The 15,438-nt window shown below is 47.0% G+C and carries 14 protein-coding genes; 8 read left to right on the forward strand and 6 right to left on the reverse strand.

The features are described from left to right. Positions 1 to 60: 60 nt before the first annotated feature. The 3 genes from IT527_RS07185 to IT527_RS07195 all read left to right on the forward strand — a co-directional run bounded on the left by IT527_RS07185 (position 61) and on the right by IT527_RS07195 (position 1,718). The gene (locus IT527_RS07185; RefSeq protein ID WP_292967850.1) at positions 61 to 201 is read left to right on the forward strand and encodes a hypothetical protein; all 141 of its coding nucleotides are present in this window, start codon (positions 61 to 63) and stop codon (positions 199 to 201) included. 2 nt (positions 202 to 203) lie between these two features. Next, on the forward strand, positions 204 to 506 hold the full coding sequence (locus IT527_RS07190; protein WP_292967851.1) for a hypothetical protein: 303 nt from the start codon (positions 204 to 206) through the stop codon (positions 504 to 506). 222 nt (positions 507 to 728) lie between these two features. Next, complete coding sequence (locus IT527_RS07195) at positions 729 to 1,718, forward strand: fatty acid desaturase (RefSeq protein WP_292967852.1); 990 nt, start codon at positions 729 to 731, stop codon at positions 1,716 to 1,718. A 40-nt stretch (positions 1,719 to 1,758) separates the two neighbouring features. Here the strand turns inward: IT527_RS07195 and IT527_RS07200 are convergent, their stop codons facing one another. The 3 genes from IT527_RS07200 to IT527_RS07210 form a co-directional block, all read right to left on the reverse strand. After that, positions 1,759 to 2,874, reverse strand: coding sequence for an SDR family oxidoreductase (locus IT527_RS07200; RefSeq protein ID WP_292967853.1), 1,116 nt, complete (start codon positions 2,872 to 2,874; stop codon positions 1,759 to 1,761). Beyond that, positions 2,871 to 4,853, reverse strand: a complete 1,983-nt coding sequence (locus IT527_RS07205; protein ID WP_292967854.1) for an AMP-binding protein — start codon at positions 4,851 to 4,853, stop codon at positions 2,871 to 2,873. Before IT527_RS07205 ends, IT527_RS07200 begins: the two co-directional genes overlap by 4 nt. 313 nt (positions 4,854 to 5,166) lie before the next feature. Next, positions 5,167 to 6,237 carry a hypothetical protein gene (locus IT527_RS07210; protein WP_292967855.1) on the reverse strand — a complete coding sequence of 357 codons (1,071 nt, stop codon included), beginning with the start codon at positions 6,235 to 6,237 and terminating at the stop codon, positions 5,167 to 5,169. A gap of 261 nt (positions 6,238 to 6,498) precedes the next feature. Here IT527_RS07210 and IT527_RS07215 point away from each other — a divergent pair, with 261 nt between their 5' ends. Beyond that, on the forward strand, positions 6,499 to 7,374 hold the full coding sequence (locus IT527_RS07215; protein ID WP_292967856.1) for a class I SAM-dependent methyltransferase: 876 nt from the start codon (positions 6,499 to 6,501) through the stop codon (positions 7,372 to 7,374). Between the two features lie 44 nt (positions 7,375 to 7,418). Continuing rightward, entirely contained in the window at positions 7,419 to 8,645 is a 1,227-nt protein-coding gene (locus IT527_RS07220; protein WP_292967857.1) for a nucleotide disphospho-sugar-binding domain-containing protein, read from the forward strand. An 88-nt stretch (positions 8,646 to 8,733) separates the two neighbouring features. On the opposite strand, the gene pepA is transcribed toward IT527_RS07220, so the two are convergent. Further along, positions 8,734 to 9,594, reverse strand: coding sequence for a flocculation-associated PEP-CTERM protein PepA (gene pepA, locus IT527_RS07225; protein ID WP_292967858.1), 861 nt, complete (start codon positions 9,592 to 9,594; stop codon positions 8,734 to 8,736). A gap of 227 nt (positions 9,595 to 9,821) precedes the next feature. Here pepA and IT527_RS07230 point away from each other — a divergent pair, with 227 nt between their 5' ends. Together IT527_RS07230 and IT527_RS07235 are read left to right on the forward strand one after the other, a co-directional pair. Further along, a complete protein-coding gene (locus IT527_RS07230; protein ID WP_363278109.1) occupies positions 9,822 to 11,081 on the forward strand; it encodes an FtsX-like permease family protein in 1,260 nt (419 codons plus the stop codon). 48 nt (positions 11,082 to 11,129) lie between these two features. Next, entirely contained in the window at positions 11,130 to 12,341 is a 1,212-nt protein-coding gene (locus IT527_RS07235; RefSeq protein ID WP_292967859.1) for an ABC transporter permease, read from the forward strand. Between the two features lie 143 nt (positions 12,342 to 12,484). Here IT527_RS07235 and IT527_RS07240 read toward each other — a convergent pair whose 3' ends face one another. Both IT527_RS07240 and IT527_RS07245 read right to left on the reverse strand, forming a co-directional pair. Beyond that, the gene (locus IT527_RS07240) at positions 12,485 to 13,939 is read right to left on the reverse strand and encodes a DUF1302 family protein (RefSeq protein ID WP_292967860.1); all 1,455 of its coding nucleotides are present in this window, start codon (positions 13,937 to 13,939) and stop codon (positions 12,485 to 12,487) included. Then, the gene (locus tag IT527_RS07245; RefSeq protein WP_292967861.1) at positions 13,902 to 14,594 is read right to left on the reverse strand and encodes an ABC transporter ATP-binding protein; all 693 of its coding nucleotides are present in this window, start codon (positions 14,592 to 14,594) and stop codon (positions 13,902 to 13,904) included. Before IT527_RS07245 ends, IT527_RS07240 begins: the two co-directional genes overlap by 38 nt. 68 nt (positions 14,595 to 14,662) lie before the next feature. Here IT527_RS07245 and IT527_RS07250 point away from each other — a divergent pair, with 68 nt between their 5' ends. Beyond that, positions 14,663 to 15,436 (forward strand): outer membrane lipoprotein-sorting protein, encoded by a 774-nt coding sequence (locus IT527_RS07250; RefSeq protein WP_292967862.1) that lies wholly within the window; start codon positions 14,663 to 14,665, stop codon positions 15,434 to 15,436. Positions 15,437 to 15,438: the final 2 nt, after the last annotated feature.

Raw genomic sequence — 15,438 nt, forward strand, 5'->3', positions numbered from 1 at the left:
GCTGAATATGGCTGATTTTCTCCCGCTGCAGCAACGCATATTGAAGGAACGGCACGACCGGTGGGTACAATCGCCCTGACTGAAAAGCTGGAATCACCCGGGTGTTGTGCACAACGTATTGAAGAAAAACAGCCTCGCTATATTGGTGAGCTGAAACAGATATTGACCTGCAGGATACGCACCATACCCGCCATGTATTGATATTGGCAGCCATTATTCTTGGCAACGCTGATTACCCGGCACCACAAACGATGGGCAGTGTATTTACCCTGCTTCGGGAATTGCAGCACACCAGTATGAAGCAATCAACCGAAAAATTGTCCACGCAATCAGCCAGCACTCTCCCCAGGATTTTCGCCAATTCGCACAAGAAATCAGTTATTACGCCGAGCTGTAATTCTCCCACTGGAATTGCACCAACCAAAATTTCCCATGTTGTCATTACGACTGCGCTGCATAGCAGAAAGCAACCCCACCTTACTGCCCCATCATTGAGAATGTCGTAAGCGTGAAGCAATTAGTACCTTTATTACCGTTACCCTCCTGGATTGCTTCCTGCTTTCCGCTTTGTTTCAAAATCATCTCTCAGCAATAAAGGCACAAGAAGCGCTTATGACAAACTTTTAAAAACACCTTAATTCTCAATTAATTCACAGTTATGCCGTGATAAAACCAAGGGAAAACTCTTTTCTCTGTTTATCCACATTGTGAATCAAACGAGGTGTTTTATGAACCAATCACGTACACTTCCGCCTGCATTAACAGGTAATAAAAGCCATTTATCCGAACAGGCACGTAAAGAAATTCAGGCGCTCAATGGCGCCCGACCAAAAGAATTTTTCCTGCAGGTATCAGGAGCATGGGTTGTTATTATTGCAACCATCATGCTTGCTATTCATCTTGATACCATCTGGATGACATTGCTTGCCCTGCCAATTATCGCCACACGCGTCAATATTCTGGGATTATTAGTGCATGAACAGGTACACCAGCTCGGTTTACGAGGACAGTATGGTGACATTCTGGCAAACGTCCTGGCAGCCTACCCTATCGGGATTACGGTAGAAGATTACGCCAGGGTACATTTATCTCACCACAAATACTACTTTACCGAAGATGATCCGGATTTTTTGCGTAAATCCGGGCCGGATTGGACGTTTCCCATGCCAGGCCCGCATTTAATCAAGCTGTTATTAAGTGATTTATGTGGATTAAGTTTTTACCGAATCCTGAAGGGCAAACGCCTGGAAAACAAACAGATTTACAAGCGCCCGCACCCTGTCCCCAAATGGTTGCGACCTGCTTTTTACATCGGGCTGGCTGTCCTGTTGACCTGTTTTGAACTATGGCCGGTATTTCTGGTGTATTGGCTACTGCCACTCATGACATTTACACCCCTGGTTGTACGTCTCGGGGCAATTTGCGAGCATGTGTACAACCTGCCTCAAGCTAAAGTTATCGAATCCTCCCCGCTTATTATTCTGCGCTGGTGGGAAAAATTACTGTTACCCAATCTCAATTTTGCACTGCATGCCTACCATCATTTCTTCCCGGGAGTGGCCTGGTGCAACCTGCCCAAAATACACAACATATTTGAACGGGAAAATATGATTAATAAAGAAGCCGTATTTTACGGTTATTGGGCATACTTAAAATACTTACAGGCCCCCTTAACCGATGATCACGAAGCCATCATCAATACCGCTGTCTCTGAATAGGATTCATCCAGAAATCCAGAAGGAGAGTTATTTCAGCAGCTTAGCCCGAATAAGTTGCTGAAAGGTAATGATCAATTACCGGGCTCAGGAATTCATCCGGGCACGGCAAAACAAAACCAGCATTTTTAAGAATTTCACATGTCTCTGTATTGGTAAATACCTGATTCTCTGTGTAATTCAGAAAAACAGGCAATACACTGACAGAACGTCTGATTTTTCGGGGAAGAAAAGGGAGGACGCTGCTCACCAGGAGCCTGAACCAGAAAACAGGCAAGATATATTCACGTGGAACAGACAACCCCTTTTCCCTGAATTTCCGGCTTGCCATTGCTCTTGCCTTTTCAAGAGAAGTCACATTTTGGGGGCCGGCACATAAATGTAATATTTTACCGATTGTCGCAGGATTTCTGCTGGACCAGGAAATCACCCGGGCAACGTAATCAACAGGAATTGCATCTACATATCGATCAGAAATATCAGGTATCACCCCCCAGGTGCGGCGACCGGTAATAAATTCAAGTAAAAAGTAAAAAATCTGAAAATGCAGTACATACCCTGTCTGACTGTTTCCTACAATCATACTGGGCCGGTGGATGGTCACAGGCATACCTTGCTCAACCCCTGCTCTTAGTACTGATTCCGCCTCAGCCTTGGATTGCTCATATGTATTATGAAATTCTCTTGGCTCATCCAGCCATCTCTCAGGCAATGGCTCACGCCGTTTACCTCCTACTCCGACAGTACTTACCACCTCTATTTTTTTCAACAAACTGTTTTTACAGCTTAATTGCGCCAGTTGCAGCACATGCTCTGCTGCAGTTACTGCCGCCAGGCGTGCCCGCTCAAGCGGATGATTCATGCGTACACTGGCAGCGCTATGGATAATATGCGTAACCTGCTCCCCCAGTCCTACAAATCTATCCGGGGACAGCCCCAACTTTTCCTGCTCAACATCTCCACACACGAAATCTATCCTGCCAGCAGCCTCTGCATTGATTCCGAGCGATGCCGTCAGCCATGCAGCCCGCTTCTGTAAAGCGACATCATTCTCAGCGCGAACCAGCAAAACCAGCTGATTTTGAGAATCTGCCAGGAGTTCTCTGACAACAGCACTGCCAAGCACACCTGTGGCGCCAGTAATAAAATAAGTATTCATATAAAAAAAATAACGGGGTCTCTATTAACCACAGTGCCACAATTATTCGTATCGGGCTGCTTATGTTTGTTTGTTTCGCCGGTACCACATTCAAGGTTTTCAAAATAAGCCGAAAATCGTTGAGTAATCATGTTGCGGCGCACCTTCATGTTGACAGTTAATTCGCCACCACCAACTGTAAAAGGCTCACCTGTTATGCCAATGCAGACCGGTCGCTGATAAAAAGGCAGATCACCCAGTACGATATCGATATCATTTCTCCAAGATTGATACAGCCTGGTTTTTAGAGTGTTTTCCAGATCCTTAAATATTTTTATCTGAGAGCCCGGATCAATTCTTTGTGTGTATTTCTCCAAATCAACAACAATAATCGCAACAATCCTGCCGGATGGGCGCTGAAAAACAACACTTTGTTCTACGCAGGCGATACGTTTGAGCCGTTCCTCTATTCTTTCCGGTGATATCCATTTTCCGGCTGCCGTCTTGAAAACATCACCTTTCCTTCCAATTAATGAAAGAAATCCTGCTTCATCCAACTGGCCCAGATCACCGGTATACCAATAACCATCCGCAGAGAAACGCAAACTACTCTCGGCCTGGTTTCCCTGGTAACCGCTAAAAACACCCGGCCCGCGTACCAGCACCTCTCCATCTTCCGAAAGCTTCACCTCATTGGGCGACAATGGCTTGCCAACCGTACCCAGTTTCCGGCAAGCAGGGCGATTAACAGCAACCGGAACCACATTTTCGCTAATCCCATAAACCTCATAGACTGGCAGTCCAATTGCTTCATACCATTCCAGTAACCAGACCGGCATTGCCGCTGATCCACTGACAACATAACGTATTCGTGAACCAAAAATCAGGCGCAAACGGTCTAGCAGTATGTAATCCGCCAGCTTCAAGAAAAGCGAATCCGTTATCCCGGGCCGATAATTCTCCGCCTGTCTCATTACTGCGCGCTTATGGCCCGTTCGTATTGCCCATTGCCCCAGTTTGCGGATGGGCCAGATCCGGCATTCAATGCGCTCAACAATGCCTGAGCAGACACGTTCAAATACTTTGGGTACACCAATCAGAATATCCGGATTAACCTGCCCGATATAACGCATCAGATCACGCGGATTACTCAGTATGTAACTGGATGTACCGGTTTTTATTGCACAAAAATTGACAATGCGCTGAAAAAGATTGGCCAGTGGCAACCAGCATAAAAATATCGTTTTCTCATTAAAGCCATCAAATACGCCCGTGATAGCGTCAATCGCAATAACAACTTGTGCATGGGAAAAAGCAATTGCCTTGGGCATGCCTGTCGTACCGGAAGAAAATACAATAACCGCTTCATCTTGCGGCTCTGCAGTCTGGAAATTTACGGATGCTCCAGCTACTCTGTTTGCCAACAGATCAGCCATGCATAATTCATTCTTTTGCAGTGATCCTTCTTCAAAAAAAATAAACAGACTGATTTGTCGAAGAGTATCTGAAGAGATCTTTGCTAAAACAGATCTGTTCTGGACAAACAAAGCGGCAGGGGCGAGATTCTTAACTACATGGTTAAGCTGGTCGATGGGGTATTCCGGATCAATTCCGGCAACCCCCCCCCCTATTGACAGCGCCCCTAACTGTGCATATTCCCAATAAAGTGAAGTAGGCGCTATGATACCAATGCGATCACCTTTCCTGATATCAGCACTGACTAACGCAGCACCAACTGTTCCGACAGCCTGTGCAAACTGTTGCCAGCTGGTTGACTGCCAGCTGCCGCCATGATCCAGAGTATAAAATGCTGCTGTATCCGGCGCCGCATGGCAACGCATTGCCAGCAAATCCGGCACTGTCCTGATCTTGTTATCCGTATAGGTACCGCTTTTAGTTTTATTGCTCAACACGATTATCTCTTTTTCAGGAAGTTTGACCCAGCCCGCCACTGCCAATCGTATCTGTAGTTTGGTTACCCGAAAAAACAGAGACAACACAGGTAAATCAACCCTGTTCACCCTGTTAAAATTTTATGCCGGGCTGCTCAACCCGACAGGTTTCACAAAGGTGAAAGTGGCACAGACTGTCTCAATCTCCTGGATTTTCAGTGACACCATATTGCCATCACTGCGAAGAAATTAGCTTTTGGCTGTAACCACAACCACAAACGAAATAGGGTGGAAAGCAGAAGGTCAGGCTGATACGGCAATCCGATGCCCCCGTCATTACCGCTAACACCGCCAGATTACTTTCTGCTACTCATCCATGGTACTTGCAGTTATATGCCGAAGTCAGTTATACAGCTATTCCTCAGTCTATTTTCGGGTCATATGCACCACGCGACCGGGTAATCTGTAAATCATTGTCCTGCAAACCCAGTTGGTGCATTTGTTCTGTAGTGTTACGCCCCAGGAATAATCGGTGTTTGATCATGAAATTAACAATCGGAGCAGCAAAATACCAATAGGCCCGACTGGCCTTGCCTTCACGAATTAGTGCAGAAAACTCCGGCGCATACGGGTTATAGCCAAAATGCTTCAGATCTGAATACATTAACAGCCAGTTGATTGGATAATTACTGTAAATCGGATTACCGTGCGCACGCCGTTCCACCAGTCCCAGTTCGTGTACCTTGCGAATCATATTCTCCTGATCGTAGTCCCAGGCATGAAAAGGAGCAAGATAACGCGGGAAACAGGTACCCACAGGGAAACGCTTGGGATTCCAGAAGCGTGCCAGCTCACCTTCCGGAAACTCACCTGATTCGCATAAACCGGGCGGTGTCCAATCTGTTTCAGTAATCAGCTTACGCGAAAATTCAAACTCCATCCGTTCCGGTTCCGGCTGACCAGGAGAATATCCGGCCAATACCAGAGGAATGCCTTTCTCGGTTGCTACTTGCAATGCATCCCCTTCAAACAATGGTGCATACACATAAGAAACTGTATAAACCGCACCGCGCGCTTCCTGATTCATAAGCAAATAGCGGAAAAGCTTGCGGTAAAACTGAGCTGAAGGTCGATAAACTAAATGATCAATATCCAGCTTCTGAATCGCCCGGTGAATATTCTTCCAGGCGACATCAGGAATATTGACGTCGGTAGTAAATGCCAGTACGTTAAGTTTGTATTCAACCTTCAACCGGTAAAGCAGATAAAGACTATCCTTCCCGCCACTCAGGCAAACCAGAACATCATAGGGGCCTTTCCCCCGGCAATCTTCCAGCGCCTTCTCAAGATCAAGCTGCCGTTTTTCACGCAACTGTTCAGACTGATGTTTGTCATCCGGAGCACGCGTTCTGCAAACAATACAAACCCCGCTTGAATCAATTTCAGCACCGGGAACATTATGAGGCAGTAAACAACGTTTACAACGAGTCATATTAAATTCAAATTATCACTAGTAGATTAACTGATCCTTTATTGCTATTACCCGCCTTTAAGTATTTGCCAATTCGTCCACCATAAACCTCTGAAGAAGCCATCGCTAAAATTCCTATCGATGAAAAATAACAGTATAAATACACCATGCAGCTTTCTTCACATAAAAATAGTTCGATTTATTGCCTTTTATCGTATTTCTCGGTGACAGATTCACTGTATATTTAAAGTATCGCAGTTCCAATTCAGAAGAGTGGGTTAAATGGAAACTTGTTCAGTAATATGCAAAATATGTGACCAGGAAAATAAAATTGATGGCAGTAATACTGCAAAAATAAAATCCAATGTCCGGCAATTTAAAGAAGAACAATTTACAGTCTGGCGTTGTGCTCAATGTGGCTCGTTGCACAGTCTGGAAGAAATTGATTATGATTTTTATTATAAAAACTATGTCATGCAAAAACAGAAGCTGGATTTCTCTACGCAACTGTTGTTTGCATCTCGTCTCCACCAGCTGATGCAAGGAGGGCTCTTGCCCCACCATACAGTATTGGATTTTGGTTGTGGTAATGGTGGCTTCCTGCATTTTTTACAAAAAAAAGGTTACACCAAAGTAACAGGCTACGACCCTTTTGACAGCCAGTTTTCTGACAGGGGAATTTATAAACAAAAATTCGACGTGGTAAACAGCCAGGATGTTATTGAACACAGTCCAGATCCGATTACATTCATAGATGAGATAACAGCACTGGTCCGGCGCCCCGGGGGAAAGCTCATGATTGGTACTCCAAATGCAGATTACATTCACCTAAACGACCCTCTGGATGAAGTCGGCTGGCTACACCAACCTTATCACCGCCACATTATGAGCGGAAAACAAATAATCAAAATACTTAAACAAAAAGGATTCCATATTGACAAGGTTGAGTATCGAAGTTACGTTGATACAAAAATTCCCTTTATAAATTCTACATTTGTATTCAACTATATGGCATCTACAGACAGAACTGTTGACAGTATCTTTGATCCCATAAAATTTGGTCTGATCTATACCTCACCCCGGCTTTTATTTTATGGCTGCTTTGGCTACCTGTTGAATCATAAAAAAGATATTTTTATTGTAGCAACTGCCCTTTAAATAAAAACTGTTCAAGGTCATATATTGAGCTCCTCTCCCAGATAATGAGTATCCCCAGGAAAAAAATTCTTTTCTTTGCGGAACCTGCCACATTTGCACATGTAGCCAGGCCTGTTGTCCTGGCAAGCATACTCGACCCCTCACAGTATGAAGTCAGTATTGCAACGGGAGCTGATTTCAAATCAATCGCCATTGACACGGGTTTACCCGTCCACGATCTCTGGTGCATTGGCAGCAAGGCATATCTTGCTGCTGTTGACGCAGGCCGTGTTGTTTTCAGCTACAACATACTCAAACGCTACGTTCAGGAAGATTTGTGCCTCATTAAAGCTATCAAGCCGGATATCATCGTAGGAGATTTTCGCTTATCACTTGCTGTTAGCGCCAGATTAATGAAAATACCTTACGTTGGTATTTCCAACGCTTATTGGAGCCCTTATGCACACATCGACTATGAAATTCCCACGCATCCTGCTACAAAACTACTGGGTGTTACGGCAGCGAACTATACCTTCCGGTTACTGCGCCCGCTTATCTTGGCTTATCACAGCCTACCAATGCACAGGCTTTGCCGAAAATATGGCATGAAACCGTTGGGATTTGATTTAAGGCAAGTATTTACTGAAGCAGATATTTCAGTTTTTGCAGATATCCCTGAAATAGTACCTGTTGAAAAATGCGCCATCCCTGACAGATACGCTTTTATTGGTCCAATTATCTGGTCACCAAAAATAGAAGTTCCTGCAGAATTAACCAATCAGACGGACAATCGCCCACTAGTTTATATTTCCATGGGCAGCTCGGGTAATCCAGGCTTATTAAGCGCAGTAGTCAGTGCAGTAGCTTCGCTCAATTGCAGAATAGCCGTTGCAACGTTTAGCGATTCGCCTGCAATTCCATCATCGGCCAAGCATATTGTCATATCAGGTCTCCTGCCCGGCTCAGAGATAGCTGCACAGGCAAGATTAGTTATCTGCAACGGTGGCAGCCCCACCACCCACCAAGCCCTGCAGCAGGGAACTCCAGTATTGGGAATTCCGGCAAATATGGATCAACTGCTAAATATGAATTTTATTGTGGCAACAGGTGCCGGGTTAAAGGTACGCGCAGACCAGGTAACGCACAGCAATATTCAAGCAGCAGCACAACGAATACTCAATACACCTGATTTCTCCAAAAACGCACAAAAGATAGCTGGCTGGTTTAGAAATTATCTACCGGAAGAAAAATTCCCTGCAATAGTCAATAAGATTAGTTCACGACTCTACTGACAGATTTGGCCAATAATTTTTCACTTTATCTAAACGAAAAACCGGCAATAAGCCGGTTTTTCGTAACACATCAGACGTGTATCAGGTATTAAGCTGCCTGATTATTTTTTCTCCGGGTAGTGGCAAACAGGCCAAACATACCTAAGCCCAGAAGGGCAAGAACTCCTGGTTCTGGTACTTGCCTAGGTGCAAAGTTCTGATTACCATCTGCCTGGAACTGTAAAGGATTGCCTGGCAATGAACCCCATGGAGTACCGGTTGCAGCTGTCCAATCCGTTATCCTATTACCGAACTGAAGTGTACCAAAGGCAACAGTGCTCAACTGCTCTGGAGTAATGTAAGCAGTATTTGTATAATTTACTAAGCCGTTGAAATCAAATTGCCCATTTCCACCTGTGCCACCTGCATCCACTGTAAAGTTACCAATATCCCCGGGATTAACAGTACCGCCCAGTATTCTAACGCCATCAGTAAACCCAGTGCCTGCTATCTGGTTTGCAATCGAATTACCTAATCCTGCGTTATCATAATAAATATCCCAGGATCCATTCCCTGTCGCACTAAAAGTTGCCAATGTCTTACCACCACCAAGATTGAAAACACTAGTAACTGTTTCCTCTATCTGTGCAACAATCGTGTATTCATACGCACCCGCAGCAAAACCGCCGTTACCGGGCGCAGACGATATTAAACCAGGAGTAACAAAACTCCCACCACCTTGCTTCAAAATAGATACAGCATCTGCAAAGTAATAAGTAGTAAATGTATCACCCACGGCTAGAGTACCTGACACAGGGGCTGATATAGCTGTACCATTTGATGACCAGTCAAACCCACTAAAAGGAGATGCGCCAGCAAGATCCAGATTGGTAATGGTGCTCGCCATCGCAGGAGCAGACAAGCTGATTGCTGCTGCCGCAAGTACTGAAGTAAAGATTTTTTGTTTCATGGTTACCCCTCAGGTTAATCAATTTAAAAAGTTAGCTTATAACTTACCTATTTTTAGTGCCGCAATAATATAAAAGCAATATGCATGCCACAATTAGGAATTATTATTAATATACTTAAAATCAATATATTACACGTATTTTCACAACCGTTTCAACTATTGACAACCTGGCAATGTAAAATATATCGACAAATGACCAGGGCATTTATATATAGAAAAGCTCCAGCGTGAATATAATAACCATTATCAACATGGGACGTTACGCCAGACTGGCATTCCGTAATCTTACACGTCAAAAAAGGCGGAGCATAATCGCCATTGCCGTAGTGATATTCAGTTGCACAGTCATAATACTGGCGAGCGGCTTTATTGAATGGATATTCTGGGGTATGCGGGAATCCACTATCCACTCTCAACTGGGCCACTTACAAATTGTCAAGCCAGGTTATTTTGAATCCGGCCGAGCCGATCCCTACGGTTTCTTGTTCCCGGATAACCTTACGCAGGATTTGTCGAAAAAATTTACACTCGGAACCAGTGAGCCTTTGATCAAGGCGGCTGTCCCCCGTCTGAGCTTCAGCGGCCTGGTCAGTCATGGTGATGCCACGCTTTCTTTCATCGGCGAAGGAATTGATCCGCAGGAGCAAGCCCATTTTGGCAACGCACTCAAAATTTCATCCGGCAGCCATTTATCGGCTGATCAGCCTCACCACCTGATTATCGGGGAAGGGCTGGCGCGTAACCTGGGCGTAGCAGTGGGTGATCAGGTAGTGCTGCTGGTCAATACTGCAACCCGGGGAATCAATGCAGTTGAAATGACAGTTGGCGGGCTGTTCACAACCGTAACCAAATCCTATGATGACAGCGCATTGCGTCTGCCGATCAGTACCGCACAGCAACTGCTGCGCACCCAGGGCGCACACAGTTGGGTGGTACTGCTGAATGATACTGCACAGACCGATACTGTACTGGCAGCACTGCGCAAACAGCTATCACCAGATCAGTTTGAGATTGTGCCCTGGTATCAGCTGGCTGATTTCTATAATAAAACGACTGTACTGTTCACCAAGCAGGTCCAGGCAATCAAGCTGATTATTGCACTCATCATTTTGCTGGGCATTTCCAACACCATGACCATGAATGTGATGGAACGTACAGGAGAAATCGGGACCGCCATGGCATTAGGCACAAAAAAAATCGATATCTTGCGCCAGTTTCTGTGTGAAGGCGCTCTGATCGGCGGAATAGGTGGCATGCTGGGGGTACTGGTCGGACTGCTGCTCGCTGCCGTTATTTCCAGTATCGGCATTCCGATGCCCCCTCCACCCGGCATGGCACGCGGCTACACCGGGGAAATTCTCGTTACCCCGGATATGCTGCTGGAAGCACTGGCGCTGGCAATTGTGACTACCCTTATCGCCAGCCTCTACCCTGCCTGGAAAGCCTCGCGCATGCAAATTGTCGATGCACTGCGACATAACCGATGAAGTACCTTTACATCGATTTTTTTGTACTTAATCTGGTTTCAGGAAACTATGTTTAAACTCGCATTACGCAACATCCTCCGCCAGAAAATCCATACGCTTATGACGCTGGCTGCTGTGATCACCGGGGTTGCCGGTATTGTTCTGGCCGGAGGGTGGGTGCAGGACATCTATGTGCAACTGGGCGAGGCGCTTATCCATTCACAAAGCGGCCATTTGCAGGTTTATCGCCAGGGGTATTTTGCTGCCGGTTCGCGCTCTCCGGAAAAATTCCTGATAAATGCACCTGATACAATCAGACAGCGTATTGCCAGCGAAGCAGGGGTTGAACAGGTCATGGCACGACTTAATTTTTCCGGGCTGCTCAACAACGGCAAAAGCGATCTGCCAATTATTGGCGAAGGAGTCGAGCCTCAGCTGGAGACCAGTCTGGGCAGTTCTGTACGGATCACGGCAGGGCGGCAACTGAATGACAGCGATACATTCGGCATTCTGCTGGGGAAAGGTGTCGCACAGGCACTGCAGTTAAAACCGGGTGATCCGGTCACGCTGCTGGTCAATACTCTCGATGGCGCGCTCAACAGTCTTGATTTCCAGGTAGCCGGTATTTTTCAGAGTTTCTCTAATGATTTTGATGCACGCGCTGTCAGGGTTCCATTGGCAGCCGCACAGGAACTGCTCGGCACCGGAGGAGTCAATGCACTTGTTGTTTCACTGAAACATACGAAGGAAACCGATCTCATCGCTGCCCGGCTGAAACAATCATTAACGCCATCCGGGCTGGAGGTCAAAACCTGGGTGGAGCTCAATGATTTCTACGAAAAAACCGTGGAACTGTATAAAGGACAGTTTGGCGTGCTGCAGATCATTATTTTGATCATGGTGCTGCTCAGCGTTGCCAACAGCGTCAACATGAGTATTTTCGAGCGTACGGGTGAATTCGGCACGATGATGGCGCTGGGTAATCGCAGTGATCAGGTATTGCGGCTGATCCTCAGTGAAAATCTGCTGCTGGGGCTGATTGGAGGAAGTCTGGGTGTCATCACGGGCGTGCTGCTGGCCACGGTAATTTCTGCTATAGGTATCTCCATGCCCCCTCCCCCCAATGCGGATATTGGCTACATTGCCCATATCCAGATCGTGCCTTCTGTCCTGTTGCTTGCATTAGGGACCGGTTTTATTGCGACCATACTGGCGGCAATACTCCCAGCCAGGCACGTCTCACATATCCCTGTTGTCGAGGCACTACGGCAAAATATATGAGTGTAAAATTCTTCGAAAAACTTCCCGCACATACCTTCAAGACCGGATTGCCACGCCGCCGCTCCTCGTGATGGCGGTAAAGATAACAAAACCGTCTTTGTGAACGCCAACGGCGTGAAGCAATCCAGAGGGTAAATTGCCAGTCAAAAAGAAAAACGCAGTTCAGTATAGACTCTATCGCTATGATCAAACCGGCCAAGCAGCCCGGTGGGAGGACCGTTGAAAATATCCGCCCCGACTGCCAGTTTCCAGTTTCTGGCTAAATTCCAAGTAAGACGCGGGCGCAACATCCATTCATCACGATTCAGGCTGTGGATCAGCAGTATCTGCCCCTGAAAATCACGCCACAAATCTCCCTGCAGAAAAACACTGCCGCCACTTTCCCACTTATCCTGAAAAATATCGTGATCATAGCCCAGGTAAACCCGCTGGAAGAACTGCAGGTTCAGGCGAACATCCAGTGGCAGGCCGAAATCCAGCCCCAGCGCGTAATCAATCGTATCCTGCCGTACCAGACCATCCGGCGCAGTCGGGCGGATCACATTAAAGCGGCGCCCATGCGTGTAGACCAATTCCCCCTTGAGCACGGCCACTCCCAGATCTTTAGTCACAGTACCACCTGCCTGGTCTATTTCATTATGCCGTGCCTGAAACAGCAGTGGCTCCCAGGGCTGGCTGACCCGATAAAACGTGGGAGTGGCATCGAGACTGTGATAATAGAACGCCGAAACATCCCAGCCATTCACCAGCTGGGATAACCGGACACCATAATTCGAGCTGGCAACATTGCGCCCGGAGCGATCTTCTTTCAGAAAGCTGACTGGTGCGGCAACGGGGAGCTTGAATGGATAAAAATCGGCTCCTGGCCGACCAATTTCATCCAGGCTGGCAAATGGAATCCAGACAAAATCAGCATGAAAATCATTTTTGGAATATTCAGTACGGACAGCCCATTGCGGAATGCGCAGAATATCAAAATCAGGCAGTACAAATTCACGCATATCCTTGGCGGAAACAACATCCGCAAAAAACAGGCCAACCATTTCTCCCCAGACGATATGCTGGCGACCTGCACGAATATCGAAATCCGCAACAGAAAAATCCAGGTAATTTTCCCGCAGGAATAGCTCAAACCGCTGATCCCGGCGCACCTGTCGCGGGTAGAAATCAGATATGTCGTAGATGGCATCGTAATCAAGACGGGCACTCAGCTTCCATTTGACACTCGGGCTTAACTGTCCAAGATTCGACAACTCCGAGCGTAAACGCAGTTTTGAGGCGTGCCGGGGGCTGGCGATGGTATCGGCAAACTCCAGTTGCGAAAATCCGCGCCAGGAAGCAGTCTGCCGAAAGGGCTGCGGTGTTGCGTCCACATGACTATCCCCTTCTCCGAACAAGTCATCCAGCGTAGAAGCCTGCGCTACCTGAGCAGTCGTATTTGCCCGGGTCGTTCGAGAAGATGGAAGCAGATCAGCAGCATTGCATTGCAGTGGCGCCCCCCACAGTATCAGTGACAGCGATAACAGGGTTGCGGCAACATTACCCGAGATCGCCGGAAAATCAGGCACGGACAATATTTTCCCCGACAAGCTGCCCATCTTCTATGCGCACCAGGCGCTCTGCCATGGCCATTACTTTGGCATCATGTGTTGAGAAAATAAAAGTGGTGCCGCTGTTGTGGTTGATCTCTTTCATCAGCTGGAGGATCCCTTCACCAGTCTTGTGATCAAGATTGGCAGTCGGTTCATCGGCCAGAATGATCTTCGGGTGTGTAGCAAGTGCCCGGGCAATGGCAACACGCTGACGCTGACCGCCACTTAACTGATTGGGCCGGTGATGCGCAAATCCTGACAAACCAACGATGTCGAGAAATTTTACAGTCCGCTCACGGCGCCCCGCGGCACTCAGTTCTTTGAACTGCAACAGGGGATATTCAACATTTTCTTCGGCCGATAACACTGGAAAAAGATTAAATGTCTGAAAAATAAAGCCGATAGTCCTAGCTCTGAGTTCTGATAACTGGTCCGGCGTTTGCCCGCCGGTATCGCGGCCATCAATATAAATTTTTCCGGAAGAAGGCGTATCGATGCAGCCAATCAGATTGAGCAACGTTGATTTTCCACTGCCTGAAGGGCCGGCAATCGCCAGAAATTCACCACCTTCAATCTGCAGGTTGATATCTTTGAGTGCATGAACCCGGCTGGAACCTAGCGTATATTCCTTGAATACATTTTCAAAGCGGACGATGCTCATTTACCTGCCCCTGAACGGATAACTTCAGGGCAGTCTAACCCGGACAGATTATTCATGGAGATTGGAATATGAACTTGCATTCCCTGTTGTTTTCACTGGCAACCGGTTTTTCTCTGCTGATACATGGCGGAATATCACTTTCATCCCCGCCGCCAGCAGAACAAACAGGCATTACGGCCCAGAGTATACTGGAAAAAGCAGATGAAATTCGCTTCCCCCGGGGCAGTTTTCAGGTCAATGTCGCTATCCGGACTACATCACCTGACCATTCAGAAGATCATTACCAATATCAGGTACTTTCCAGGGGAAATGAAAACAGTATCGTCAGGATTACCGAACCCGCCTCCGAGCGGGGACAGGTTATTCTCATGAAAGGGCGTGATCTGTGGGTTTTCATGCCCAGCGTATCGCAACCGGTACGCCTGTCTCTTTCCCAGCGGCTGACCGGCCAGGTTGCCAACGGGGATATTGCACGCGCCAACTTCACTGGCGACTACCATCCGCAACTGCTGCGCACTGAATCCATCAATGGTGAAAACTGCTATGTCCTTGAATTGACTGGCATAGATCGTTCAGTAACCTACCAGAAAGTACTGTTATGGGTCAATCAATCCAGTTTCAGGCCGTATAAAGCAGAGTTTTACTCGGTTTCAGGCCGGCTGCTCAAGACCAGCCGTTACGAGAATTTTGACACTATTCTCGGCGAGATGCGCCCAACCCGCATCATCATGGAAGATGCGCTCAAATCCGGAGAAGTTTCGGTACTCGACTACTCGGACATGAAACTGCGCGATCTGCCGGACAAGCTTTTTACCAAGGATTATCTGAAAAGACTTGAATAGAA

Source organism: Nitrosomonas sp., assembly GCF_020852615.1.
Classification (GTDB): domain Bacteria; phylum Pseudomonadota; class Gammaproteobacteria; order Burkholderiales; family Nitrosomonadaceae; genus Nitrosomonas.

Bases quoted from the DNA above. Each gene is read 5' to 3' on its own strand.
- IT527_RS07195 (WP_292967852.1), top strand. From the start codon at position 729: ATGAACCAATCACGTACACTTCCGCCTGCATTAACAGGTAATAAAAGC.
- IT527_RS07200 (WP_292967853.1), bottom strand. From the start codon at position 2,874: ATGAATACTTATTTTATTACTGGCGCCACAGGTGTGCTTGGCAGTGCT.
- IT527_RS07210 (WP_292967855.1), bottom strand. From the start codon at position 6,237: ATGACTCGTTGTAAACGTTGTTTACTGCCTCATAATGTTCCCGGTGCT.
- IT527_RS07215 (WP_292967856.1), top strand. From the start codon at position 6,499: ATGGAAACTTGTTCAGTAATATGCAAAATATGTGACCAGGAAAATAAA.
- IT527_RS07220 (WP_292967857.1), top strand. From the start codon at position 7,419: ATGAGTATCCCCAGGAAAAAAATTCTTTTCTTTGCGGAACCTGCCACA.
- pepA (WP_292967858.1), bottom strand. From the start codon at position 9,594: ATGAAACAAAAAATCTTTACTTCAGTACTTGCGGCAGCAGCAATCAGC.
- IT527_RS07235 (WP_292967859.1), top strand. From the start codon at position 11,130: ATGTTTAAACTCGCATTACGCAACATCCTCCGCCAGAAAATCCATACG.
- IT527_RS07240 (WP_292967860.1), bottom strand. From the start codon at position 13,939: ATGGGCAGCTTGTCGGGGAAAATATTGTCCGTGCCTGATTTTCCGGCG.
- IT527_RS07245 (WP_292967861.1), bottom strand. From the start codon at position 14,594: ATGAGCATCGTCCGCTTTGAAAATGTATTCAAGGAATATACGCTAGGT.
- IT527_RS07250 (WP_292967862.1), top strand. From the start codon at position 14,663: ATGAACTTGCATTCCCTGTTGTTTTCACTGGCAACCGGTTTTTCTCTG.